General features: G+C 63.5%; 13 protein-coding genes, 2 tRNA genes and 1 pseudogene. 7 read left to right on the top strand and 9 right to left on the bottom strand.

Annotation, left to right across the window (positions count from 1 at the left end; genetic code table 11):
- Positions 1–195: 195 nt before the first annotated feature.
- Together VRZ08_RS05220 and VRZ08_RS05215 are read left to right on the top strand one after the other, a co-directional pair.
- The gene (locus VRZ08_RS05220) at positions 196–2,835 is read left to right on the top strand and encodes an EAL domain-containing protein (RefSeq protein WP_414531812.1); all 2,640 of its coding nucleotides are present in this window, start codon (positions 196–198) and stop codon (positions 2,833–2,835) included.
- A gap of 117 nt (positions 2,836–2,952) precedes the next feature.
- Entirely contained in the window at positions 2,953–4,545 is a 1,593-nt protein-coding gene (locus VRZ08_RS05215; RefSeq protein WP_414531811.1) for a gamma-glutamyltransferase, read from the top strand.
- A 31-nt stretch (positions 4,546–4,576) separates the two neighbouring features.
- Here VRZ08_RS05215 and VRZ08_RS05210 read toward each other — a convergent pair whose 3' ends face one another.
- Positions 4,577–4,861, bottom strand: a complete 285-nt coding sequence (locus tag VRZ08_RS05210) for a hypothetical protein (protein WP_414531837.1) — start codon at positions 4,859–4,861, stop codon at positions 4,577–4,579.
- 247 nt (positions 4,862–5,108) lie between these two features.
- Between VRZ08_RS05210 and VRZ08_RS05205 the strand changes: the two genes are divergently transcribed.
- From VRZ08_RS05205 to VRZ08_RS05190, 4 genes are all read left to right on the top strand, one after another.
- Positions 5,109–5,534, top strand: a complete 426-nt coding sequence (locus VRZ08_RS05205; protein ID WP_104511920.1) for a YccF domain-containing protein — start codon at positions 5,109–5,111, stop codon at positions 5,532–5,534.
- Positions 5,535–5,716: 182 nt separating this feature from the next.
- Positions 5,717–5,792: transfer RNA gene (locus VRZ08_RS05200), tRNA-Arg, on the top strand.
- A 216-nt stretch (positions 5,793–6,008) separates the two neighbouring features.
- Positions 6,009–6,085, top strand: a tRNA-Arg gene (locus tag VRZ08_RS05195).
- Between the two features lie 612 nt (positions 6,086–6,697).
- On the top strand, positions 6,698–7,288 hold the full coding sequence (locus VRZ08_RS05190; RefSeq protein ID WP_414531810.1) for a hypothetical protein: 591 nt from the start codon (positions 6,698–6,700) through the stop codon (positions 7,286–7,288).
- Here VRZ08_RS05190 and VRZ08_RS05185 read toward each other — a convergent pair.
- Genes VRZ08_RS05185 through VRZ08_RS05155 form a run of 7 tightly spaced genes read right to left on the bottom strand, consistent with a single transcriptional unit; the run spans position 7,283 to position 24,128 of the window.
- Positions 7,283–8,041 carry an HNH endonuclease gene (locus tag VRZ08_RS05185; protein WP_414531809.1) on the bottom strand — a complete coding sequence of 253 codons (759 nt, stop codon included), beginning with the start codon at positions 8,039–8,041 and terminating at the stop codon, positions 7,283–7,285. The genes VRZ08_RS05190 and VRZ08_RS05185 overlap by 6 nt on opposite strands.
- Before the next feature lie 11 nt (positions 8,042–8,052).
- Complete coding sequence (locus VRZ08_RS05180; protein WP_414531808.1) at positions 8,053–10,026, bottom strand: DUF2326 domain-containing protein; 1,974 nt, start codon at positions 10,024–10,026, stop codon at positions 8,053–8,055.
- Positions 10,010–14,866, bottom strand: coding sequence for an Eco57I restriction-modification methylase domain-containing protein (locus tag VRZ08_RS05175; RefSeq protein ID WP_414531807.1), 4,857 nt, complete (start codon positions 14,864–14,866; stop codon positions 10,010–10,012). The genes VRZ08_RS05180 and VRZ08_RS05175 overlap by 17 nt, the downstream gene beginning before the upstream one ends.
- Positions 14,867–14,869: 3 nt before the next feature.
- A complete protein-coding gene (locus tag VRZ08_RS05170) occupies positions 14,870–17,635 on the bottom strand; it encodes a helicase-related protein (protein ID WP_414531806.1) in 2,766 nt (921 codons plus the stop codon).
- Positions 17,636–17,639: 4 nt separating this feature from the next.
- Positions 17,640–22,811 carry a DEAD/DEAH box helicase gene (locus VRZ08_RS05165; protein WP_414531805.1) on the bottom strand — a complete coding sequence of 1,724 codons (5,172 nt, stop codon included), beginning with the start codon at positions 22,809–22,811 and terminating at the stop codon, positions 17,640–17,642.
- 44 nt (positions 22,812–22,855) lie between these two features.
- Entirely contained in the window at positions 22,856–23,542 is a 687-nt protein-coding gene (locus VRZ08_RS05160; protein ID WP_414531804.1) for a nucleotidyl transferase AbiEii/AbiGii toxin family protein, read from the bottom strand.
- Positions 23,535–24,128, bottom strand: coding sequence for a DUF6088 family protein (locus VRZ08_RS05155; RefSeq protein WP_414531803.1), 594 nt, complete (start codon positions 24,126–24,128; stop codon positions 23,535–23,537). The genes VRZ08_RS05160 and VRZ08_RS05155 overlap by 8 nt, the downstream gene beginning before the upstream one ends.
- A gap of 428 nt (positions 24,129–24,556) precedes the next feature.
- On the opposite strand from VRZ08_RS05155, the pseudogene VRZ08_RS05150 reads away from it, so the two are divergent.
- Positions 24,557–24,748, top strand: a pseudogene (locus VRZ08_RS05150) (CorA family divalent cation transporter); the annotation flags it as partial.
- 53 nt (positions 24,749–24,801) lie between these two features.
- Here the strand turns inward: VRZ08_RS05150 and VRZ08_RS05145 are convergent.
- Complete coding sequence (locus VRZ08_RS05145; RefSeq protein ID WP_414531802.1) at positions 24,802–25,479, bottom strand: methyltransferase family protein; 678 nt, start codon at positions 25,477–25,479, stop codon at positions 24,802–24,804.
- Positions 25,480–25,530: the final 51 nt, after the last annotated feature.

The raw sequence follows: 25,530 nt of genomic DNA, 5'->3' as shown, positions 1-25,530 counted from the left end.
CGGTATGAGCAATATTGAACAGGCGCAGTCTTGAACAATTCCAGCGCCGCCCCCCGATTCAAGTTTTGCTTACCGTGATTGCTAACCCGCCTCTCATCTGTGGCAGGTAGTTTTCGCAGGATGCAGCACGTCCGGCCTCCAGATCCGGCTTTCGAACCTCCTCCTGACATCGGCGAGAACTCGTCCGTCGCCGGGATGCTGCGTCTTCGCCCGATCCTCTGGCTGATCCTGAGCGGCGCCCTGCTGATTGCCGGCATCGCGGTCACCACCACGCTGACGGTCAGCAACTTCAAAGAGAAGGCGCTGCGCAACGGCGAGCGCGAACTGTCCAACACTGCATTGCTGCTGGCGCTGCATTACGACCGCGAAATCGACGATTTCCTGGCGATGCAGAACGACATCGTCACCACCGCCCGCCAGATGCAGCAGCCCTCGGCCGAAGCGTTCGGCGGCACGATGGCGACGCTGGCGATGCATCAGACGCTGCGCTCGCGCGCCCGAGGCGCGACCGAGATCACCGCGCTGAAAATTTTCGATGCGGGCGGCACCCTGATCAATACCTCCGACGTGTGGCCGGTGCCGGTGCTGTCGATTGCCGATCAGCGCTACTTCCTCGACCACAAATCCGGGACCGCGCAGCGGGTTACCGTCGCGCTGGAGCAGAACGCGCTGGCCGGCGGCTGGAGCATCGTGCTGGCGCAGCGGCTGACCGCTGCCGACGGCGAATTCCTCGGCGTGGTGACGCGCGCGATCACGCCGGCGCATTTCGATCGCTTCCTGTCACAGGTCTCGCTGGTCGGCGAATCCGCCGTCTCGATGCACCACAGCGACGGTATCTTGCTGACACGCCATCCCTATGCGGAGGGCATGATCGGCCGCAACTTCCGCGACGGCCCGCCCCAGCAGCAGGCGATGTTCGACGACGACACCACCGCGCGGCTGACCAGCCCGATCGACGGGCAGGACCGGCTGGTCGCATCGCACGCGCTCACCGAACTGCCGATCGTGATGGTGGTCACCACCACCACCGAGGATGCGCTGGCGAGCTGGCGGACCCAGACCAAGCTGATGGTCTCGGTCGCGGCGGTCTCGGCTCTGGTGGTGACCGTGATCCTGTTGCTGATCATCAACCAGATCGGCAAGCACCACCGCGCTACCCAGCGCAAGCTGCAGCTCGACAAGCAGCGGCTCGACACCGCGATCAACAACATGTCACAGGGCTTGCTGCTGTTCGATGCCCAGGCCCGGCTGGTGATCTGCAATCAGCGCTACATGGAGATGTACGGCCTGTCGCCCGAGGTGGTGAAGCCCGGCTGCAGTCTGCGTGACGTGCTCGAACATCGGAAATCGACCGGTTCACTCGGCGGCAACATCGACAAAATCACTACCGACCTGATCGACCGGCTGTCGTCGCAACGCGTATCGGAGATTCACAGCATCCACGACCGCTCGATCGAGTTCTCAAGCGTGCCGGTGCCGGGCGGCGGCTGGGTCATCACCCACGAGGATGCCACCGAGCGCAAACGTTACGACGAGCGGATCTCCTATCTGGCGCATTTCGACAGCCTCACCGATCTGCCGAACCGCTCGATGTTCCGGCAGCGGCTCGAAAACGAACTGCAACGCGCCAGCCGCGGCGCGCCGTTCGCGCTGCTGTACATCGACATCGACGAGTTCAAGAGCATCAACGATACGCTCGGCCATCCGGTCGGCGACGAGCTCTTGAAGCAGGTCGCGGTCCGGCTGCGCGATTGCGTGCGCGAGACTGACTTTGTCGCCCGGCTCGGCGGCGACGAATTCGCCATCATCCAGATCGGAGTCGGCGGCGCCGACGAAGCCACCGCGCTGGTCGACCGCATCTACGAGTCGATCCGTCTGCCCTATCAGTGCCTCGGTCACCTGCTCTCCACCGACGCCTCGATCGGAATTGCGATCGCGCCGCGCGATGGCGCTGATCTCGACCAGTTGGTGAAAAACGCCGACCTGGCGATGTACAGCGCCAAGGCCGAAGGCCGGCGCACCTTCCGGTTCTTCGAGCCGGAAATGGACGCGGTCGCCAAGACCCGCCGCCAGCTCGAATTCGATCTGCGTAACGCGATCGCCGACCGCGGCTTCGAAATCCACTATCAGCCGCAGGTCGATCTGCGCAGCGGCGCGATCACCGGTTGCGAGGCGTTGCTGCGCTGGCGGCATCCGACCCGTGGCATGATCTCGCCGGCCGAGTTCATTCCGATCGCCGAGGACACCGGCCTGATCAACGAGATCGGCGCCTGGACGCTGGCGACCGCCTGCTCCGAGGCGGCCACATGGGACGCCGATATCACGCTCGCGGTGAACATCTCGCCGGTGCAATTCCGTCAGCCGTCGCTGGCGCTGCTGGTCGCCTCCGTGCTCGGTGCGGCGGGCCTGCCGGCGGAACGGCTCGAACTCGAAGTCACCGAGGCGGTTCTGATTCACGACGATGACGCTGCGCTGAGCACGCTGACCCAGCTTCGCGCGCTCGGGGTGAGGATCTCGCTCGACGATTTCGGCACCGGCTATTCGTCGCTGAGCTATCTGCAGCGCTTCCCGTTCGACAAGATCAAGATCGACCGCAGCTTTATCGACGGCATCGACACCACCGAAGGCTCGACCGCGATCGTGCAGGCCGTGGTCAACATCGCGGCGTCGCGCCGCATGACCACCACCGCCGAGGGCGTCGAGACCGCGCGGCAGCGCGAGATTCTCACGACGCTCGGCTGCACCCAGATGCAGGGTTGGCTGTTCAGCCCTGCCATCCCTGCCGCCGCGTTCCGCAAGTTGCTCACCTCGCACCTTTCAACCTGCGCCGCCTGATTATCATCACTGCTTCTGCGTCGTAGCAGCGGCTCGCCGCACGCCCTACACTACGCCGCGCTGGCGCACTGCGCCGGCCCCGCCGCGTGTTGTCCCCTTGCCAGCGAAAGCCTCCGCATGACCGACCAGTTCAGCCATCTGCAGCAGATCCGTAAGCCGGCGATCATTTCCAAGGGCGGCATCGTCGCGGCGCAGTCGCGCCGCGCGGCCGAGATCGGCGCCGACGTGCTGGCGGAAGGCGGCGACTGCATCGACGCGGTGATCGCCACCACCTTTGCGCTCGGCGTGCTCGAGCCGTGGATGAGCGGCATCGGCGGCGGCGGCGCGATGGTGCTGTACCGCGCCAAGGAAGACCGCACCGAAGTCATCGACTACGGGATGCGGGCGCCGCAGAGCCTGCGGGTCGAGGACTATCCGCTGACCGGCGCCGGCGCGGCGTCCGATCTGTTTCCGTGGCCGCGGGTGAAAGACGACCGCAACATCCACGGACCGGCCGCGGTCGCGGTGCCGGGCGTGGTTGCCGGCATGGAGGAGGCGCACCGGCGCTACGCCAGGCTGCCGTGGCGCGATCTGGTGGCGCCCAGCATCGCGCTCGCCGGCGACGGGCTCGCGGTCGACTGGTGGACCACGCTGATGATCGGCAGCGTCACGGCCGATCTGCGCCGGTATCAGGCCAGCGCCGCCTCGTATCTAGTCGACGGCCTGCCGCCGCACGCCCCGTGGGGCATCAAGTCGAACGTCGTCCTGCCGCAGGACCGGCTGCAGGCGACGCTGGCGCAGCTCGGCGAGCAAGGGCCGCGCGATTTTTACGAAGGCGATCTGGCGCGGAGCCTCGCAGCCGACATCCAGGCCGCCGGCGGCACACTGTCGGTGGAGGACCTCGCCGGCTTCCGCGCGCATCTGCGCGCTCCGCTGACGATCCCATATCGCGGCGGCGCGGTGTTCGCGACGCCGGAGCTGACCGCCGGACCGACGCTGGCGCACACGCTGCGTGTGCTCGGCGAGCACCTGACGCCGGCCGGCAGCGAACCCGACGCCGCGGCCTATCAGGCCTACGCGCTGGCGCTGCAATCGGCCTACGCAGAGCGGCTGCGCGACATGGGCGACGCCGACGGCCGCCGCGCGCTTGGCGCCGAGCATCTGGCGCCGGCGTGTACCACGCATTTCTCGGTGGTCGATCGCGACGGCAACATGGCGGCGGTGACGCAGACGCTGCTGTCGACCTTCGGCTCGAAATTCGAAACGCCGCACACCGGCATCATGATGAACAACGGCATCATGTGGTTCGATCCCGAGCCCGGCCGGCCGAACTCGCTGGCGCCCGGCAAGCGCTGCCTGACCAACTACACGCCGGTGCTGGCGCAGGCGCCGGGCGGCCGCAGGCTGGCGCTCGGCGCCTCCGGCGGCCGCCGCATTCTGCCGGCGGTGGCGCAGATGCTGTCGTTCGTCATCGACTACGGCATGGACCTCGACGCCGCGATCCATCAGCCGCGGATCGACGCCAGCGAAGGCGACGTGGTGATCGGCGACGTGCGCCTGCCGGCTGCGACGCGCAAGGCGTTGTGCCAGCGGTTCGATTACGAAGAGGCGCGGGTGCAGACCTTCCCGATGAAATTCGCCTGCCCCAGCGTGGTGCTGCGACACGGAACAACGAACAGCGGCGCGACCGAAATCGCCCAGCCGTGGGGCGACGCCGTGGCTGAAAGCTGAGCGGCGCGAGTTTAGTCCGCGCGCAGCAGAGTTAGGCCGGCATCGCTTCGGGCGCTGGCCGAGCCCGCGCAGTCGTCGTGCGCTCGGCGCGCGACCTCTGCGCCGGCACCTTCATCGGCTTCGGCCCGATCAGGTCATCGTCGTCGATGCCAAGCTCCGCGCCATCGAGCGAGCGATACGCCGCCACGTGGGCATCGAGCTGGGCGGTGCCGAAGGTGCGGCCATCCTCGTCGGTGATGACAACGTCCCAGCCTTCGCTCTCCCAGATCCGCGCCTTGGCGAACGCCACCAAAACACTGTCGCGCACGCAGCGCATCTTCTCATCTTGTCGAATGGCTGTGATGGTGTAGGGCAAGTCGCGATTCCTCGTGAACGAGGATTGCCGATACCCCGCAGCTTTGACCGCAATTCGCCGCCATAATGGCGATTTCGGGCTTAGGGAACCGGCTGTGGACATCTCGCTGCCGGGCCACGATGCTCGGCATGATTCCCGAGCCGACTGCGCTCTTGCCCGGCACGACGCAGACGTTGAAACGACCAACGTTTTTCCGGAAGGATTGGCCATGTCTCCCGTCTCGCTCCTGCTGAATATCCTTTGGATCGCGCTCGGCGGCTTCTGGATGGCTGTCGGCTGGGCGGTTGCGGCGGTCATCATGGCGATCACGATCATCGGTTTGCCGTGGGCGCGCGCGGCCTTCAGCATCGGCGTCTACACGCTGTTTCCGTTCGGTCAGACGGCGGTGCCCCGGGAAGCCGTCACCGGCCGCGAAGACATCGGCACCGGCCCGCTCGGGGTGATCGGCAACGTCATCTGGCTGGTGTTCGCCGGCTGGTGGCTCGCCATCGGGCATCTCGTCACCGCCGTGCTGCTCGCCGTGACGATCATCGGAATTCCGTTCGCCTGGGCCCACCTGAAGCTCGCCGGCATCGCGCTGTGGCCGATCGGCAAAGTCATCGTGCCGATCGACGACCTCGGCCTCAGAAGGTGACGCGGGCGTCGCCGCCGTCACACCCGTGGCACACCGCCACCGCTGCAGCCTCTCCCCGTCCCCTGCTCCGCCCCACACGATTCGAAGCCTGACGCCGCGACGTCATGCTTACCCCTTTGAGAAAATTTCGTTTTTCTCCCCCGTTGCCGATCTGGTTGCGATCGGCTACAGGAACGGAGCACGCACCCGTAGCTCAGCTGGATAGAGCGTTGCCCTCCGAAGGCAGACGCCATGTCAAGCGTGGAGTTTTCGGGTGTCGAAAAAGCGAGGGAAACCAAGGGATTGGTGAAGCTCGGCGAAAGAACGAATACCGCTTTGGAGGTCGCGGAAGCACTGCGGAAGCAAGTTGGAAGGAGGTTGTAGAGCGTAAGCGGCGCAAATCGGCGGGGTTGAAGCCCACCTTTTTTGCCGTCGATGCGATCACCGGATTCGGGATTGACCCTGGTCGATCTCGCCCACTATCTGAATATCGATGCACCCGTAGCTCAGTTGGATAGAGCGTCGGCCTCCGAAGCCGAAGGTCAGAGGTTCGAGTCCTCTCGGGTGCGCCAAATCTTCTAATAAAATCAGCGCATTGACAGGAGGTGCTCTCCTCCCTGCCGCGTTGTCGATTTCGAACCTACTTGCCTTGGATGCGGTGCCGGTTGCCTCCGCATGGCCGACAGCAAGGAGGGAGTCGATAAAGGTGAGCAGCTCTCCTTAGCCGCTTAAGATGAGAACCGGTGATCAATGCGGCTGAGCTGGGCCCGAACAACCTCAAAGCCGCCGTCACAGAAATCGTCGTTGCCGGCCAGCGCTCGATAGAGCTTCGCGAGCAAATAGTTCGGGCCGAACACTTCCTCAAAATCTTCCGCTCCCTCGATCAGCTTCTCTGCGACACGCTCCGCGTTTTCACCTTGGCCATAGGCGCGATTAAGCGCAGGGTGCTGCAGCTATTCTTCCGTCGATCTCCCAGGACAAGTGCATCAACGGCAAACGCCTATCCTCCCGGCCCTTCCGACACCCGGCGCGCCCAATCCGGCACGCCACGGCCAGCCACGCCTGACCATCGAGCATCTGAGGGGCCGGCAGCCCGTCAAGGGTGAGAAAGTGCCGGCTGCCTTTGGCTTCGACTCCGTGGCCGAATCCAAGCCAGAAACCGCCAAAGGCGAGACCTGATCACAATGCGCAACACTATCTTTACTGAAGAAACCATGACCCGGCCGCTCTTCGAGGAGCTTACCGGCGACCACGCGCGCGAGGACGAATGGTCGGGTCCGCACGGCTTCGCGGTCGGCGGTATGATGCAAGCCAATACCGCCTCTCTTGCCGAGGAATATTTCGCGGCCGCCAATGAGCTGGTGGACGCGATTAAGGAGAAGCGTATTGCCGACTATCAGGTCGGCAATGCCGCCCTATTCCTCTATCGGCACTCCTGCGAACTCATTCTCAAAGCCGCGTTGCCCATTTCCAAGCGAACTCACAATTTGACCGACCTCACCGACAGGTTCGTAGAAATGGTCAAAGAGAAATATGAGGAAGACGTACCTGTTTGGATCGTAAGGCGAATGAAGGAGTTGGCCGCCATCGATCCAAATTCGACCGCATTTCGTTATGGCAACTACGGAACGCCAATCGACGCGGCGGACGGCCCTATCGAGTCCGAAGCCTATGTCAGTCTGTCGCATCTGCAAGCTGCAATGCTGGCGCTTAATACTGCATTGGTTTCGACGGTCGCAGAGATCAGACTGGGTCGTCACGGACCCGCGTTATGACAAAGCGCGCGCCCGATCGCGATGGCGGGCGAGCCGCCGGCGATGCTCGTCAGTCAGCGAAATGGGCGAATCCCATCGGAGCTCGCCGCGTGCTTGCTCGCTGAGGTCGGGCGAGAATTCAGGATGGCCCTGGTCGTCGAAGGTCACGAGCGCGCGGTCGAAGGCGGCGTCCCACAGCGCCGACAGCAGCAGGCCATTATGCACGTCGAGCCGCTCGGCGTCGCTTTCGCAGTCAGCCCACGGGATGATGTGCGACGCGCGCAGCAGAGCCGGGTCGGAGATCCCGGTTAGCGGACAGCGCCCTTGCCAATAGTTCATCAGGCGATCACGAAAGACATCCTGCCCAATCCTCTGCACGACAAGCCGTTCGGCCTCGGTTGTCCGGGGCAAGCCGGCCACCCGGCGCTCAAACTCCTGGAGCGGCGCATCGGGCAGGCTGACACTCAGCCCGTAGATCCGATGCAGCGCCGCATAGAGCGTACTGAGCGTATCGAAGACGAAGCGGGCGTGGCCGGGACCTGAGATGTCGGCTTCGCGCACTTTGAATTCTCGGATGACGCCGAGATGGTCGAGGGCCAGATACCACGGCCCTGAAGGCCCCGTGCCCGCCAGATAGATTGTACCGTGCGCGGTAGTCGAGCCGAAAGCCGCCCAGCCGGCCTCTTCGCCCAGGATACGGCGGAAGCCGTTCTGCGATGCGGCCTTCTGGCATTCCTCACGGACGACAAAGGATTGGGGCGATTCGATCGTCATCGTGGCGGAGCTCAGATGTCCATGGCGAACAGACGTTGCTCCGCCGGAGTCGAACTCATCCGGAGCCTCACGTAGCTATCGCCCTGCAATTCAGGCGGCGGAGCTGTCGTCGTGGTTACGATGTATTGGAAACATGGCGTCCCGACTGCCTCCTCCCATTGATGCACCAGTTCGAACAGGCCGGCATAGAGCTGTCCGTCCAGATCGGCCTCGCGCGGACTGTCGTGAATGAGGAAGGCTGGCAGGTCCGCCTTCTCCTCGACCGCCATATGCAACGCGGCGAGATCGAATGCGACGATCTTCAGGGAATCCAACGCCGCCGTCGAAACTTCGCCTCGCCCCGAAAACTCCGCATCGACCTTCAGGCCGTGGCCGTCGAGCTTGACGGCGCCCGTTACCCCCTCGGGGAGCCAAGCCGCCATGATCCCTTGGTACTTTTCCTCCAGGGTCCTGATGGCCGCCCGTGCCCGTGAGCGCCCAGCGTCCAACTGCGCGCGAACCGCGTCCAGCGCAGCAGTCGCCGACGCCGTGGGCTTGGCTGCCGCCTCGCTTTCTCGGAGAGTCCGTACATCATCGAGCGTGCGTCTCGCCCGATAGACACGGTCCTGCACCGCCCTGGCGGCTGCCTGAGCGGCGCTGTTGGCGGCTGTGGCTGTCTTTGCCTCCGCCTCAAGCGCTTGCTTCCGGGGCTCAAGCTGCTGGATTAGGGAGCCGATGCGCTTCGCCTCCTGTTCCGCAGCGTTCGCCTCCGCGTCCAGTTCAGCGGCTTTCTTCTGCTTTTCCGCTATTGCCGCCCTCAGCGCAGGAAGATCGCACGGTTCGAGCGAAATGTTGCAACCCTTCGCTTTCACCTCATCTATGCCAATCCTACAGACTGGGCAGACTCTGATCCCTCCTTGAGTAATATCGACCTCACCGAGATTCGCTTCTGAACGAAGATGACTCGCTGCGATACGCTTGGGCTCAACATCCTTCTCGAACATTTGGCGTTTCGCCACCAACTCATCGCGTTCATCGTTCAGCGCCTTAAGACGCGCGAAGATCGAACTGACGTCGGGCGACTTCGGCAGATCGGCTCTCATGGCGTCGGCCAAGGCTGCCTCGGCCAGCGAGACCAATCCTTTTTGATCTATCGTGTCGTCGAAGCCCACGTCGTCGCCGACACCCAACGCCAGCCTCACAGCCTTCAGGCCATCGGCATATCGCTGTTGCTGATAGGTTTGGCGACGGCGTTCGTCCTCGACAGCAGCGACCAATTCCCGCTCGCGGACGGCGGCGGCGCGTTCTTCCGCGTCGAGCGCGCGCAACGCAAGACGAACCATGGTCAGCTTGGCTGTCTCGCCCAACACCTGCGCGCGGGATCGGGTCTGTGTCTGTGATGACCGCCAAGCCAGAATGTCGGCCAAGCGGCACTCCTGATCGCGTGTCAGCCACGCGCGAAGCACGTCCCAAACGTGGTCACCGCCGACCTCCGGCGGTGCTGCTGCCGCGATTGTCGAGAAGAAGCTGGAGACGATGACGGGATCGATGGATGTTTGATCGTCGTCGCGATGCCCCTGCGCGATCGCGTCTTCGATGGAAGCGGCCTGAACGACGAACTCCCCGCCCGGCACCCCCAGCGGGCGGATGGCGACCCAGCATGCGCCGTCGATCAGAACCTCGGCCGCGAACAGGCCATTCTGAAGCCTTGTCATGAGCCGCGACCGCTGAGCGTCCGTCGCATAAGCCGCTTCACCCAGGCACGCCCGGAGCAGACGGCAGAAGGTGGTCTTGCCACTACCATGCGCCAGGGCACGGCTGCCGCTGCTCGACATATCCGGCGTCCAGATGATGTTGAGGCCAGGCTTCAGGGGCACGTCGCGGATGATGGTCTGCGGATCGCGGAAGATTGCCAGACGACGCACCCAGAGCCGAGGCCCGGCCCGGCCTTCCGGCGCCTGCGGCGGTTGGATCGTCGGCGTGAAAAGGTCAGCCTGAGCGGCCATTTCCGAACCTCGCCCAGATCACATTGTCTTCGGGTGCTGCCGCAGCCGCGGTAAGGCTGCCGACGTCCATGCTCCGCACCGCGCGGATCGCGAAGGCGGTGCGCTGTGCATCGGCTGAGGCGGCTTGCAATCCCGTCGCGCTGAAGTGCTGTCCTCTCGTCCACGTCCCGTCGGCACGCTCCTCCAACTGACCCGAGGTGAGCAGCGTTTCGAACATCGATTGCCATGCCGCGTTGATGGCGGGACGAAGCCGGACGGTGCCCTGTGCCGGCTGCGCTTCGGAGCCGACGAGCCTGACCCATTGATTCCGATCATCGGCGGCGAGCAGAGGCGTCAACAATGCGGGTTCGGCGAGGCTGGCGATGATGAAGCGCATCCGTGCGCCATCATTCGCGGGGTCCATCTGCCAGAGCGCGTACTGCGCCGCGTAACGGAGACGATCCCGAGGCTGAATGCTTGAGGGCCAAGCCCATGCATCATTCGGTAGGCCTCCGAGAGGCGGCAATTCGACAGAAGCAGGAAGCGCAGCCGGCTGCTGGCTCTCATGCATCTGCTGCCACGCTTCCAGTACCAGACGTTCGGTGCGGTACTCGCCAAACTGACGCGCTTCTTTCTCTTTTAGTCCCCTGAAAGTTTCTGATGGATAGTCAGAGCCTTTGACCTTGGCTGGGTCGAGCACATATCGAAACTCCTCTTCGCTGAGACCGTATTTCCTGGCGAAGAAGGCGTCGAGTTCCGCGCGCAGTTGGGCGCGACGATCGCTGTCCCAAGCGAAAGGATTGCCGGAATATCCAAGAGTCTCCGCCCAGGGGTCCATGGCGCGGCTCGTGTAGGTCAGCTCCAGCACACGCGAGGCAATGAAGTTGAGATCTTTGTCAGAGAAATCAGAAGGAGGAAGGACCGGGAGCTGTTGGGCGATAAAAAAGTTAAGGTGAGTACCGCCAACTTTATGCCGGGCAGAAAAATCGAAAGTCAGGGAGCTAAGCATGCCGACAAAGGCCGCCGCTCGCTTTCCGTCGACGTCAGCGCCCGAATACCAAATAGGTAGGTTGTTGCCGACGCCGGCCTTGGGGAATACTCCCCCAACCACCGTCCGCTCGTTCGTCGCGTTGGTGATATCACGCCATCCAATGAGCCAACGCGGCTGTTTAATCGCGACCAGCAGTTCCGCGAGGGCGAGTACGTCCTCCGGCCCCTCGGCAATGAGGGTGAGATCAGCTCCCGTCAGCGGTGTTTCGTTTTGCATCTCGGCGGCGGCCGTGAGCGTCTTGGGATCGAGCAGAAAGCGTTCGGGCGATACCCTCAGAGCGGCACGCCAGTCCTGGGCTCGGCCGAGAAGGCGAAAGATGTCGGCTTCTCGGGCTGGGCGTCCTTCGAGAGCAGGCACTGCTCCAGCCAGCCATGTGGCGAGCACTTTAAGCGCCGCCAAGCGGCCGCTTTCCCCCACATCGGCGTCCACCTTGCGCCGTCCCTTTCCGCCTTCGCCTTTCACCAGCTTGATGGCGCTTTTCAATGCCGATGGCACACGGGCAGCGCGCAGGATGACCTCGTCCTCGGGCACCCAATAGCGCGGTGACGGTTCGAAACCCGGATTCTGCTTTTCGGCAAGGGTACAGTCGCGGGCACCTTCCTCATCGTCGCTCGCGCCGTCGCCGTAGGTTGCCCACCGATGATCGAAATGGTGGATCATCTTGGCTTCGTAGAGCGGCACGCGGCGTTCAACACCCGCCGCGATCTCCCGCACCCAATTCCCGCCTTCGCGCTGCCAGCCGTCGGCCTCCATCTGCCCTGGAGTGAGGAAATAGCCAGAGTCACCAGACATATCGAACATGCGCTGGAACGTGATGCCCCAGGGATTGATGTCGCCACCTTCTTCCTGCGGCCGTTCCCGGATCAGAACCGGAGCGCGGTCGTAGAGCTTCGCCGTCAACTCCGCATCGGCGCGCGTTCGGAAGACCGGCACTGTCTTGGTGTTGGGATTAACTGCGGCGATTTCGGCTGGCGACAAATGAAAATGCCGCCTCTCGTCGAGAAAATCTTCCGAAGTACGCGAGAAGAAACTAAAAGAAATTTCGGCTGGCCCTGCCTTAGGGGCAGCCAAGGTAAGGAGTGAAAACTTAAATCGCGCATGACCTATTCGGTCAAAGAAACCTCGGCCAGTCTGGAAATCATGCAGGCTGATCAATCGGCGTCCTTCCACCTGTGCGGCAAAAAAACTGGCCGTAGTGGAGTCGGTCGCGATGGCGGTTGGCACGATGACGCCGGCACGGCCAGTCGGCCCAACCAGACGCGAGAATAGCTCCGCAAAGAGCGCGTATGTATTGACATCACCTCGACCTGTGAGCGGGTAGCGGCCTGACGAGCGGGCAAATTCGCTCGCCGCTTCCGCTGTGCGCTTGGCGAAGACGAAGTCTTGCCAAAGACGTCCATCCGCACTTTCTGGGTCTGCCCTCTCCAGGTCATCGATTAGCTTCTGGCGCTCCGCCTTGTTCGGCGCGGCAGCGATCGCCGGCGAGCGCGCGGCGAAAAATTCCTGCTCTGAGAGCTTGATGCGCTCCCACGGCGGATTGCCGATGACGACATCGAAGCCACCGTCACGCTCCATGATCTCGGGAAATTCGATGAACCAGTGAAAGGCGCCCACCTTCTCGGAGGTCAGCGCTGCTCCCTGACGTAGATGCTCCGCGGGAGCCTGGCCGCCTGCCGCCTGCCACACATGCTCGGTGAGCGGCATGGCGTCCGTTCCTGTGGCGCCGACTGACTTCGGCGTGAAGAACGCCGCCATGTAGAAATTGGCCGAGATATAGAGATCGCTGGCCGTCTTTAGGCGTTGCCAGTCGTCGGACTGGCGGATCGCTTCGAAGCCTCGTGCTTTCGCCTCTACGCTCGCCAGATCATCTTGCGCGATCTCCTTCAACCTGTGATACCGCTCCGCTAGGATTTCGGGCGGCGACCAGTCTTTGAACAGTTGCGGATGCCCCTTCGCCCGATCGCGCTGCTCCTTATTGAGGCGGGCGTAACGACGGGAGAGTTCCTTGTCGTCGCCAGTCAACGGCTTGTAGGCCTCATCCGGCAATCCCTCTCGCAGCATCATGCGATCGAACACACCAATCAGGCTGTCGCCGCAACGAATCTGCGCGTCGAAGAACGCAAGCGGCCGGCCCGGCTCCAACGCTTCGATCCACAGCGCCACCTTGGTCAGCTCGACGGCCATGGGATTGCGGTCCACCCCGTAGAGGCAGCGACACGCGACCTCGCGCAACGCATGACGGAAGTCCGCAGCGGAAGGGATTCCGCCATTACGGTGGCGGGCAACGCGCGTGGCGATGCGTCGCGCCGCTGCGAGCAGAAAGTGCCCCGAGCCGCAGGCCGGATCGATGACGGTGAGCTTGAGCAGCTCCTCGGCGGGATCGGCAGCCCGGGCTTCCCGCTCGTCCAGTACCGGATCGAGCGTGGTGTCGAGCAGGAGCTGCACCAGACTGTCCGGCGTATAGTAGGAGCCAGTGGTTTTGCGCTGGTTGCCCTTCTGCTCGGCGGCTTCGGAGGCGAAGACGAGCGTCCTGCCGTCGTCACCAAGCTGCGGCTGGAGTTCGAGCAGGGATTCGTAAACCGAACCCAGCTCCTCCGTCTCCATCGCTCGCCAGTTCACCGGCACCATGCCGGTTCTGTCGGAAAGCCATGACAGACGGAACAGCGCCTCCATGAAGGCGCGATTGCGTAGACGTGCGGTTTCGAGATGCGGCAGCTTGTCGGCGCTGAATAGTCCGCCGAGCGCTGGAAGCCCGAGCGCGTCCTGTCCGCGCGCAAGGGCGCGGAAGACGACTTTGATACCCTCGTAGCGGTCGTGGTGCTTGTCCCAGGTTGCGGCGCGTGCCGCTTGCGCGCGAAGTGCGGTGAGGCTGTAACCTTCGGCGTAGAGCTTGCGGACGTCCGGCTTTGCCGTATCCGGGTGAAGCAGGCTCCGATCTTCCGCCACCATCAGGAAGATCAGGCGATAGACGAGGCGCAGAAGCTCGTTGAACCATTCGGTGAGATCGAGGTCGCCGGATTTCAGCCGGGCAGCGAGTTCGGGGTTGGCTTCGAGGAACCCCGAGCCGAGCACCTTGAGCGCGGTTTCGACTTGGGCCGCCAGCCGGTCACGGGCAGCTTCGCCCTCGCGCGAGCCCGACTCGCGCCAGCGTTCGAGCGCGCAATCGGTGACGGGCGTGCCGGCGACGCCGAACCGAGTGCGGTGGATCAGCGACCAGAGGACCGCGAAGGAAGCAGCGTCCTCGTTCGTAAAGATCGCGGCTAGGTCCGCCTCAACGTAGGCCGGCCGGGTCAAGGAGGCGTTGTCGCGCATAAGGCGGATCACGGTCCCGTTCGTGACCAGGCCCCAAAGGGCACCGTCGCTGTCGTTGAGATAGTCCTGAAGCGCAAATGCCGGAGACCGCGAACGATCGGTCGAAAGCGTCGGGCTGCGCCGATCGAGCTTTTCCTCAGATGGCGGCACGACGACGATCGGGACGCGGCCGCCGGCGAGGAAGGAGACCACGCCGTCGGCCGGGGCAAGATCATCGAAGCCGAAGGTTTCCGCCAGGAAGGCCCGCACGTAGCGGCGCGTCGCCTCCGCCGAGGGGTTTTGAAGTTTCAGGAAAGCGTCGAAATGAGACTGACCAACGCGGAAGGCGGTCGAGACCTCCTCGCGGATCGTCAGTCCCTTGCGGATCCGGTAGTCCTCCTCCGTCTGTTCGGAGGCTTGCCGGCGATCGATGCTGGCGACCATTGCTGGCGCGATGAGGTTGCCCTCCAGAGTGAGCGACGGCCAGGCCGAGATGTCGGTGACGGTCTTGCGCGCCATGGCTCAGGCCTCTCCCGGCATCAATACGAACAAGCCGATCACATCCGGCGGCAGCACGGCCTCCACCGTGACGCGCGAGGCCGAGCCTGACGCGGCGCGGAGGCGAGCATGGTCCTGCATCAGTTCTTGCGCGCGCGATCGGACGAAGTTGGCGACCGGCCCGTCGAGCAGGCTCGGCAGATCCTCTTTCGCCTTCACGATGAACCTGTCGCGAGCGATGGGCGCCAGATCGGACGTCGCTGGCGCGTTGAGCCAGTCCCGAGCGGTTTCCCCGACCGCCACAATCCGGCCGCCCTGGACCGCGATCAGCGCCGCTTCTTCCGCCAGCAGCAGTCGCTCCTTGCGGGCATGGACGGTCAGCTTGAACCGGATGCGGAGGAGAGCGAGGCGGGTTACTTGCTGAACGGCGGCGGTCGGCCAGGCGCCGACCCGACCGATGCCGAGACCCGACAGGGATTCCGGATCGAGCGAAGCCTCGACCAGCGCTTCGGCAAGCGTGGCCGTCAGGGGATGTGTCCGGGTAAGCAGCGCCGTGCCAGACGGCGCCGGTTCGACCGTCGCCAGACGCACCGATCCCGCCAGATCGTGCTCTTTCAACCGCTCACGCAACCCGGCGTCGAGGGCGTCGACATGAGCTAAAAGCACGGCTTTCCGGGTTTCCAGAGGCACGCCGAAACGGGCCATCGCCCGTTCGACGAAGAGCCTTGCCTCCGCTGGAGAGCCGAGGAGCGTCCGCACCTTCTCCCATTCCGGGGCGACTTCCTGCGGCTTCATCGCGTTCTGGGCAAAGCGCGCGCGGGATCGCTTCTCGTTTTCGGCGGCGTCGCGCCACCGTGTCTCCATGACCTTGGCCCCATCGTCGAGACGAAGATCGAGGGCGAGCTGGTGGGGCACGCCATGGCGCAGCATCATCGACGCCATCAGCGCGTCCGTCACTGGCCCGCGCTCCTCGGGGAGCGGCACGGTCACGCCCGTCGCCTTCCGGATCTCCTCAGCCTTACGAAGGATGACCTCGAGCACCGCGCCGTCGATGGCGCTGTCCGGCGAGAACATCATGATCGACCGGACGAGTTCCGCCGGCTGGCCGAAGCGGTCCACCCGCCCTTCACGCTGTTGGTGCCGGGTCGGGTTCCACGACAAGTCGTAATGGACGACCGTGTCGAAGAGCTGCTGAAGGTTGATGCCTTCCGAAAGGCAGTCGGTGGCGACGAGAATGCGCTGGACCGGCTTTTCGTCGTCCGCGGCCGCCATGTCGGCGACACGATCGCGACGCTCGTCCGGCGTGAGAACGCCCGTCACGGCTTCGATTGTCAGCTTCGAGAAAGCCTTGCGCAAGCCATCGCGCACATGCTCAGCCGTCGCCAGGTAGCGGCAGAAGACGACAGGGTTGGCGCCCTTCTTGATAAGGGGCGCCAACGCATCGACCAAGCCCGCTAGCTTCGGATCGGGCTTGCCGACCAATTCCTCGGCGCGCTTCACCAGGGCAAGAAGCTCCGGATCGGCATCGAAGGTCGTGCCAGGTTCGAGATCGACCGCGTCCTCGTCGTCACCGTCGTCATCATAAATCTGCGGTTCGAGGCGCTCGCTCTCGCTGGACATGCGGTTTCGCAGCGCGCTCAGGCCTGCCGCCGGCGAGGAGCCGACGCAGCGCATCAGGGCCAGCGTGCCCCAGAAAGCGAGGCGCCGTTCCCGCTGGCCCGAGCCTGCCCGGGACACGATCCCGAAACAGTAGTCGAGCACGGCTTCCTGGAAGGCACGGTGAGCTTCGGACAGACGATAGGCGAACTCCGTCGTCTCATGCTTCGGGAAGGCACGATCCTCATCCCAATCTCCCGAGATGAGATCGATCCGGCGGCGCTGCACAAAATGCCGGGCCAGGCGCTCGCGATAGCGCGTGTCCTCGAAGTCCATCGACGTGAATGACGGATCGACGAGGGACAGGAGGCGGGCGAAAGCTTCTTCGTCCCCCGAATGCGGCGTCGCGGTCAGAAGGATCATCCGCCGTTCGGGATTTCGGGCCAGTCCCGACAGAAGCTCGAAGCGCTGCTGCCGGCCTTGGTGTGTACCCACGCAAGCGTGGGCTTCATCGACAATGACGAAATCCGGGCAGGCGCGCGCGAAGCCCTCCCGGCGCTTCTCGGCCTTGATGTAGTCGAGGCTGACGACCGTGAAGGGATAGGCGTCGAACAGGGTCTGAGCGAGCGGCAGGCCGCGTTCCAGCCGGCTTGCGGTGCCGGATGTGACCGGGACGGCATCGATTCCGAAGCGCGCCTTCAGCTCTCCGACCCATTGTTCGACCAGATGCGGCGGGCAGAGCACGGAGAAGGCGTCCACCTCGCCCCGGTCCATCAGCTCGCGCAGAATGAGGCCGGCCTCGATCGTCTTGCCGATGCCGACGTCGTCCGCGATCAGGAGGCGCGGCACGGTCAAGCGAAGTGCCATCAGCAAGGGCACGAGCTGGTAGGTCCGCGGTTCGAAGGCGAGCTGCGCGGCAGATCGGAAGGGGCCTGCACCACGGCGCAAGGTCAGACGCATCGCGTCCGCAAGCAGCGCCGCTTTGGCCTGAACCGTCACCGCGGCATCGGCAGGGAGATCGAAGCGGGCCGGCTCGACCGGCAGGAGTTCGAGCACGGGATCGAGGACGACGGTGTCGTTCTCGCCACCCGACAGGGGACGCAGCGCCAGCACGCCATACCGGGGGGGCGGCAGTGCGACCCATTCACGTCCGCGCGCGCGGACCAAGTCCCCAGGGGCAAAGTTCATCGTCATCGGATTATTCCCCGAACATCGAGAGCATCGCGTCGGGCACACCCGCAGTGACAGCTTCCGGCAATTCAAACAGCGTCCAACCCTTGGCTTCCGCCTCCTGGCGCGTTGCCTCGGTGGGGGAGGAGACGCAAGCGGCCACAAAATGGCTGCGCCAGGCGAAGGTCATCTCCTGGCCCGAGAAGGCGACAGCCAAAACGTCAGGCGAAGGAATCCCCGCGTCCTTGAAGACGCCTTCCCATCCTCCGCTGTCGCCCGGCGGGCTCGAACGCGAGGCGAACACGACCTGGCCACGCGCGAGATCGACCAGCAGTTGTTTTACTTGCTCACTTGTCCGGTCGATCAGCTCGTGATCGGGCTGATTGAAATAGGAGAGGAGACAGCGGTAGCAGCCGTGCACACAGGCCACGCCTTCACGATCGACAAGCAGCTTGGGATCGCCGGCCGCGATCGCCTCGTCGACCTTTTCGAAGTGCATGAGGACCAGCGCTTCGCGGGCGACGGCGCCAAGCGCTTGCGGATCCTCAATCAGGCGGCTCAGAACGCCGGCGCCGCCCTCAGTGGCTTCGTAGGCCAGGACAGCTCGACGATTGTCGCGGGAAGGCAGCGGCTCGCCGAGAACCTCTCCCTCTTCTAGTTGGAAGACCACCTCAATGCCTCGCATGAGGGCGTGCTGGACCGTTACGATTGTCTCGGGCGCATAGCTCCCGGGCTCGATGAAACGGAAGAGCAGCGCATTCTTGTGGTCGCGGACGATCGGGACGATGCGAACCGGCTTGACCACGTCCGGCGGCGGATCGGTATCGGAATCTTCGTCATCGGCCTTCGCCCAGTAGCCGCTGCGCGGGTCGATATAGAAACCGAAGACGGTCTGATTGGCCCGCCGTTTGAGCCCCTTGTTGATCCGGCTGATCTCGGCGCTATTGGCGTATTGCAAGGTCAGAAGCCAGGCGTCCTCGCAACGGAAGTCGGCCTCGGTAATTTGGACCCGTCCGTCCCGCTTCGGCCAGGAAAACACGGTCTGAATGTCGAAGCCTTGCCGAACGCGCTCCTCATCGTTCGCTGTGATCCGCTCGGCGGGCGCCGCCTCGACGTTGTCGATCCTGAGTGTCCTCTGCACCGGGACCTCTCCCGCCATCGGACTGTTGCACGCATGGCAGCGCTCGACCTCCACGTCGTGGCAGGCGCCGCAGTTCGAACAGATGAAGATGTCCCGGGTGGCGAGCTCAGCCCCGTCTCCGGTTCGGACCTCCGGCGGCAACTTGGCCTTCATGACCCGATAGGCGCGGCCTTCGTGATAGATCAGGCTGCGTGGCCCGAACTCCGAAATGGCCAGGAAGCGGGCGCGCTGAAGGAACGAGCCTGATTTTCCCTCTCCGGGAATGAAGGCATAGAGCGGGAGCCGCGGGAAATTGTATCCCGGCAGGAAGCCCTCGGTGGCGAGATAGCGGTAGGAATAGAAATCCGAGCCATTCGAGGCCTTGCCCTGCTCGAGAATGGCGATCTGATCGCTCGCCTGTATCTGGGCGGCCTTGATCTTGCGGCGATCCGCCGCCGAGAGGCCCGTGATCTCCGAGCGGGCGTTGGCCTCCATCAGTTGCGTTCGCGCCGAGTTGTAAAGCTCTCGCCAGCGATCAAAGGCCTTGTCGAACTCCCGGGGCGCGCGTTGAGCCACTTGGATGACGAAATCGTCCGGATCGCTCATCCAGGCCGGCTTGCGGCTCTCCACCGAAGCGAGGATCTGATCGAGAACCCGCTTCATGGGATCATGTGCCGCCGTCGCCAGCTCCGGTCGATCGATGACATCGTGGATTTCCGGCTTCAGCGGATAGCCGGTCTCCGTCAGGTCGAGGATTTCTGGAATGTCCGGCGACAGGGCAAGTTTCGCTTCGGCAAGCCAGACAGCATGCAGGTGCGAGCGAACCAGCTCTTCGTTGGTGATGTCGAGCGCCGGCGGGCGGACAACGCCAGCGACCATCTCGTTACGACGTTCGAAGAAATACTGGTCGTGCGGCGACTGGGCCGCGCAATAGGTCACGATGACGGCGGCCTGACCGGAGCGGCCAGCGCGACCCGCGCGCTGAGCATAGTTCGCGGGCGTGGGCGGCACGTTGCGCAGATAGACGGCGTTGAGGGCGGAAATGTCGACGCCCAATTCCATGGTCGGCGAGCAGAACAAGGCGGGCAGGAATTGCTCGGACTCTCCAGCTACCCGGAGTTCCGCCACGTTTTTCGTGAGATTTTCCTGGTCTTCATTCTCGTACCGGAAGCGCCATTCACGATATTCGCGCAGCCTCTGAGAAACTTGGGCCGTGTGCTCGCGACCTTCGAGGCCCCAGAAAGCGCTGTGCCCCTCCTTCAGATCGACGGCGATTTCATTGTAGAGGTCGTGGAAATAACGGTTTCCTTGCGCCGCGCCTTTCCGGATGGCCTCGCCCGGCACGATGCGAACCGCCGACGGCGCCAGGCGCCAGCCCTGAAGATCCGCTTCAATGTCGACGCGGGAAACCAAGCCTTCGCTGGCGAGAAGCTCCATCAGGCCGGTCATGGCCGTCAGATAGTCAGCCTTGCCGAGCTTGGTCCCGATAACGCTCTTGCGGTTGATCAGGCGTCCGATGCGAGAATTGTGACCGGCGCGGACGATCGTCTGCTCTTCTCGCAGACTGACCCGGTCCTTGCCCGGAGCCTGGACAAACAGGGCCGTGCGGCTCCTCGGCGTCTCTTTCGCGTCGATGGCCCAGGGCGCGCGCAGGAGATTTCGCGACTTCTGCGCAACCGCGTCGAGTTCGGTCAAATCCAACGCTTCCGTGCCGACGGCCAAACCATCGAGCATGGCGCCCAGGAGCAGCTTCAGCACCTCCTTGCGCGCAGCGACGTCGAGCGTGCCGAATTCCGGGCGTATGGCGGCAAGCCGCTCCGTATCTGCCGCGATGTCGTCCAACCCGATAAACGCAACGTCGATGAGATCGAGCACGGAGAGGCTCGGGTTGGTATAGCGCCATCCCCGGCGCAGGTCCGTCCACAACCGATGAGCAAGAACCTTGGCGAGAGAGCGTTGCGCATCCTCCCGGATCACCGCACCGGCCTCTGGGTCTTGCATCCAGTGGATGCGGGCTTCCTTGTTGCTGGCCGTGAAGCCGAGCGCCTTTACAATCCGCAGGCCGAATTCGTCCTCGGCCATGCCATCGGCGCCGGCATCCAAAACAGCGCGCAAGATCGCTCCACGTAGGAGGCTGACGAAGAGAAAGTCGTTGAAATGGCCGGCCTGAAGCGCGGCGTCCTGCCGATTGTCAGTGAAGCCAAGGAGCTTTCGCTTCTCCTTGGGGACGCCGCTGTGGCGCTCATTCATCCACTCCAGAGCGGTCGAGACCAGCAGCGTAGTGGCTGAACTGCGGCCCTCGCCGGACAGGCCGGCAAGCTTGGTGCGCTCCCGCATGCTGGGATGCGGCTGATCGAGGCAGCAGGGGCAGAACCCAAATTTGCCCGGTATGAACCAGAAGCTTTTTCCCGTTGAAGCGGGGCGACCGTCGGGAGCGACTGAAATCATCTGCGGCGCCCGAGCTTTCCTGTTGGCGCGCAACCGTTCGACTCCGCTACGCTCCTCGCGCCAGTCTTCCGGATAGGTTTCGACGTCGCCCGTGAAGGCGTAGTCCGCATCGCCGTCACCGGTGGGCGTCAAATAGCCCGCAGCATCACCCTCCTGATCATTGAGCGGTGCATCATCGATGTTCCTTGGAACGAATAGGATGCCTTGAGCGTCGTCCATTCTGGTAACGACATGAGCCTCATGTCCGCACTCCCGGCAGAAGCGGGTCGGGTAGAGGCGATGGCCCGGCGCATTTGGGTCTTCGAGTTGCCCCTCGAACAGCACGTTTCTGGGCTGCGCGGCCAGCGTGGTGTAAATCTCTCCCGCGCCTGAGATGAACTGGTGAAGCTTGAAGGCCAGGAAAGCGCCGGCCCCAGAGCCGCCTCGGTCCTTTTCCGGGAGGCTGACCCGAGTGAGAAAGCCTTCGAAGCTGCTCCGGCAAATCTCGACATCGACGCCACTGTCGGCCGACAGCAGCGCGACGGCGTCCCCGAACGGGATGGGCCTCTTGCGCTTCAGTTCCTGACCATCCTCCAGGCCGATCGCCAATTCGGTCCAAACAGCCAAGGGGTGCTGCCTCAGAACCTCATCGGTTAATACTGTCGGAAGCGCGGATGTCAGGACCGAGGCGAGTTCTCCCCGCACATCGTCGAGCTTAAGACGATCGTCCGTCGCGCGTTCGAGCGATTCGTCGACGACCGATTCCGGCCCGATGGACGTCCCGAAAAGACGTGATGCCACATCGGCGACGGCTTGTGCTCGGTTGGCATCCGAACCTTCGCTCGCCATCGTAGCCGAAGTTCCGATGCAGATCGGCGCCTTGTCTGGCGTGCAGCGGTTGCGAAGGCGGCGGACGAGGATAGCGACATCGGCACCCTGCCGCCCCCGATAGGTGTGCAGTTCGTCGAGAACGATGAAATCCAGACCGCTCGCGTTCTCGATGACCTTGGTGTCGAGGCCGTCCTGCCGCGTCAGAAGCAGTTCGGCCATCATGAAGTTGGTGAGCAAAATATCCGGCGGGTTGTCCGCGATCCGCTGCCGTTCCTCCTGGCTTTCCTGGCCGGTGTAGCGGCGCACGACCGGCTTGATCTCGGAGGGCAGGCCAGATTGGGAGATGAACTTCTCGATCTCGTTGATCTGGCTGTTGGCCAAGGCATTCATCGGATAGACGATGATGGCGCGGGTCCTGCGCGGCTTGCCGGCCTTGCGCGCGCGAACGATCGAGTCGACCACGGGCACGAAAAAGCACAGCGACTTGCCCGAGCCCGTGCCGGTCGTGACCACATAACTCTGGCCCGCCCGCGCCTTGGCGATGGACTGCGCCTGATGGCGATGGAACCGCAGGGGCGTCGGCCCGAACCGGAAGATTTTCCCGGTTGCTTCGTCGAGATCGCCGGAGGCGACCAGATCGTCGACCGTCGGCCCTTGAAGGAAGCGAGGGTTGATGGACAGCAGGGCGTCAGGCCAGAAACGTCCCACGTCGTATTGGCGATCGATCTCCGCCTTCAGGTCTGCAGATCGGATGGCGCTGAAAGACCGAGAGAAACGGGCGTAGGAATCGATAAGACGATGGTCGAATTCGAATGCCCTCATCGCCTATCCCTCCCCGCAATATCTCCCATCTCTCCCCTCCCGTTCTATTTAGCCGCGTTATTTGTTTGTATTGTAATATCTGCACACTTCGCTATGAGCGCGCCGAACGGCTCAGCATCCCCCAGCAGGAGCCCGTCCTCAACCATGCGGGCGTAGTCCGCCTCAAGGGATTTCAAAGCATTGCCCACGGGAACAAGGCGCAAGCCGCCAGTGACCGCGACAGTGTAATCGATGGTGTTTCTGTCTGCGGCCTTCTCAGCGAAGAAAATGCTTTTGTGTCGAGCAACGGCCAGAGCAAGGTTGCGGTCGGCAATGGCCGCAGCGGCGATGCCGACTCCATCGAGCCGCACAACATCATGCCAGTGGTGGGCAAAGCGGTCTCCGCGCGGCCGTTCCTGCAAGCAGAAGACGTGGATGGCTGTGGCCTTTTCCCAGAACGTCCGCTCGGCGTGCATCACGCGCGGCCGCGCCACCGGGAAGACTACTCCCTCTACAAAGCCGGATGCGTCACAGGCGACATCGCGCAGGCTCGCCAGCTCGCCCGTCGAACGGGCGCCGAACTCAAGCATGACGACCGGTGCGACATAGTCCGACCCGTGGAGCTTGGCCAGCGCCCAGACCACCGAGACATCCTTTTCGAGGAGGTGGGCGGGACGTCCTGAACGGTCGGCCGCGACACCGAGAGCGTCGCGGCGATCCTCTGCCGACAAGCTTAGAAAGGCCTCAGCCATGAGCCGCCTTGCTCACACTCTGCGCGAGCCAGGTTGGGAGCTGCGGTGCCGCAGCCACCAGTTCGCCAAAGGCGGCTGGTGGCATTTTCCGTTTCAGCGTCCCAAGCGCCTCTCCCGCCTTCTTGGGACCGAGCCACGCCAAGGCCCGAACCGCTTCTCCCGCCGGCCGGTTGGCAAGCGTCAGTTGCCAGCGCGGCGCGTGCCGCAGCTCGACGATCTGCTTGCCAAGGCTCATCGTCCGGCTGCGGCCCGAGGTCAGATAGACCGAACGGACTGGCACCTGTGTCGTTAGGCCGAGCGCGTTTGCGGCGGCCGCACCGTTCGAGACGATGACCTCGCCCCTCTGGGCGGCGAGCGCCTCGACCGCCTGCTCTAGCGAGGGCGCCCGTGTGCCGAACCGGCTCGTGACCGGACGGAGATAGACGCCACGGCCCGCACGAATGAGCTGGCCGCGCCCGGCCAGGCGCGACAGGGCTTGGTCCACCGCAGCGCGATTGCCGAGGTGAAGCAAGCTTTTGGCGACCACGGGCGTCCCCTCGGGCAGCCTTTCCGCATAGGCTAGGATCTGTTCCGTCAACCGCTGCATCGGCGTTCTCCTGTCAGGAATATACGCAAATTTCTGACACTCCTCAAGGAGCTGTCCCAGCGGCTCCTCACGAAGAGCCGCGTGGGCACTCAGGCAGTTCATCGTCCCAAATGAAATAATCCGTCTCCCGCGCCTTGGCGGAATCCGCAGTACGTTTGGTAAGTTTTAGCATGTGTGGCGAGTGGCTTTCCCTTGGCGAACGCGCCAAGGAAGCGCCGGGAACGAGGAGCAACGAAGTGCCGCTTCCCCAGTCTGACTCGTCGGCGCGATTCGTGTTTCGTCTCAGCGCTTTAGACAGGGCAGCGCGACCGCGCCAACCCCACGCGCTTGACTACACACCCCGAAACCGAAGGTCACAGATTCGAATCCTGTCGGGTGCGCCAATTCAGAACTGCTCGCGCTAATCGTCGGCGAGCCCCGCCCTTGGGGGCACCGTCCGACGACCGAAGTGCGGACGGGGTATCCTAGCGGTGCCGACGGCGATCGCCGGCATCTACGGTATTAACTTCGAATACATGCCCGAATTGAAGGTCCACAACGGGTATTTCATCGTTTCAGGCGTCATCACAACCATATGCGTCATCCTTTACTCCAGGTTCAAACGGACAGGATGGTTGTAACGTCGATACATAGAGCGCGGAACCGAACGGAATCTCATGCACGAACGAGGATTTCACCAAATGCCCGGCAGCAGACGATAGCGCACGCGCCTAACATAGTCTCGATAGCCTGGAAGCTCCTCGGCCAAGACCTCTTCTTCTCCAAGCGTCCGCGCAGCAAGAATGACGGCCATCGGGACGAGTCCGACCAATCCCCACAGCGACCCGAGCATGAGCGTCGTGCCGATCGCGAACGGAAAAAGATAAGCATACATCGGATGGCGAATGACGGCGTAGGGGCCAGACGCTATCACCCTTTGGTTGCGTTCCTTTTGAACGCCAATTGTCGTGGCGGCAAAACTGTTGACGCGCAGAACCGTAAGGAAGCCCCAGAACGACCATACCATCAGCACCGCGCCAATCACCTGGAGCCAGATCGGCACATCGGACCATTCAAAGCGCTGCGCGTCGAGCGCAATGAAAACATACCAGGCACCGAAGAAGATCAAGAGCAGCGAGACGATAGCGCGATCGCGTGGTTTTTGTTCGGACTTGAGCGGCGATTGCATCCGCGCGGCCAACAGCGCGGGGTCGACCTTCAGCATCCAAAACGTCAAGGCGGTACTGCAACCGAAGAAAAGCAAGAGATATGCCCAGCCTTCCGGCCACGCTATCGTGCCAGCCGGCGCAAAAAGCAACAGGATGAATAGCAATACGCCGAACACCGATTGAACCAGGATTTTGCCGACCATGCCGCGACCTCGATCTACCAATCGCGCGACGGAGCGGCCGCGCGAGCAACC

This window comes from Rhodopseudomonas sp. G2_2311, from assembly GCF_047501505.1.
Lineage (GTDB): Bacteria > Pseudomonadota > Alphaproteobacteria > Rhizobiales > Xanthobacteraceae > Rhodopseudomonas > Rhodopseudomonas palustris_H.
This window is presented reverse-complemented; position numbering and strand designations above follow the sequence as displayed.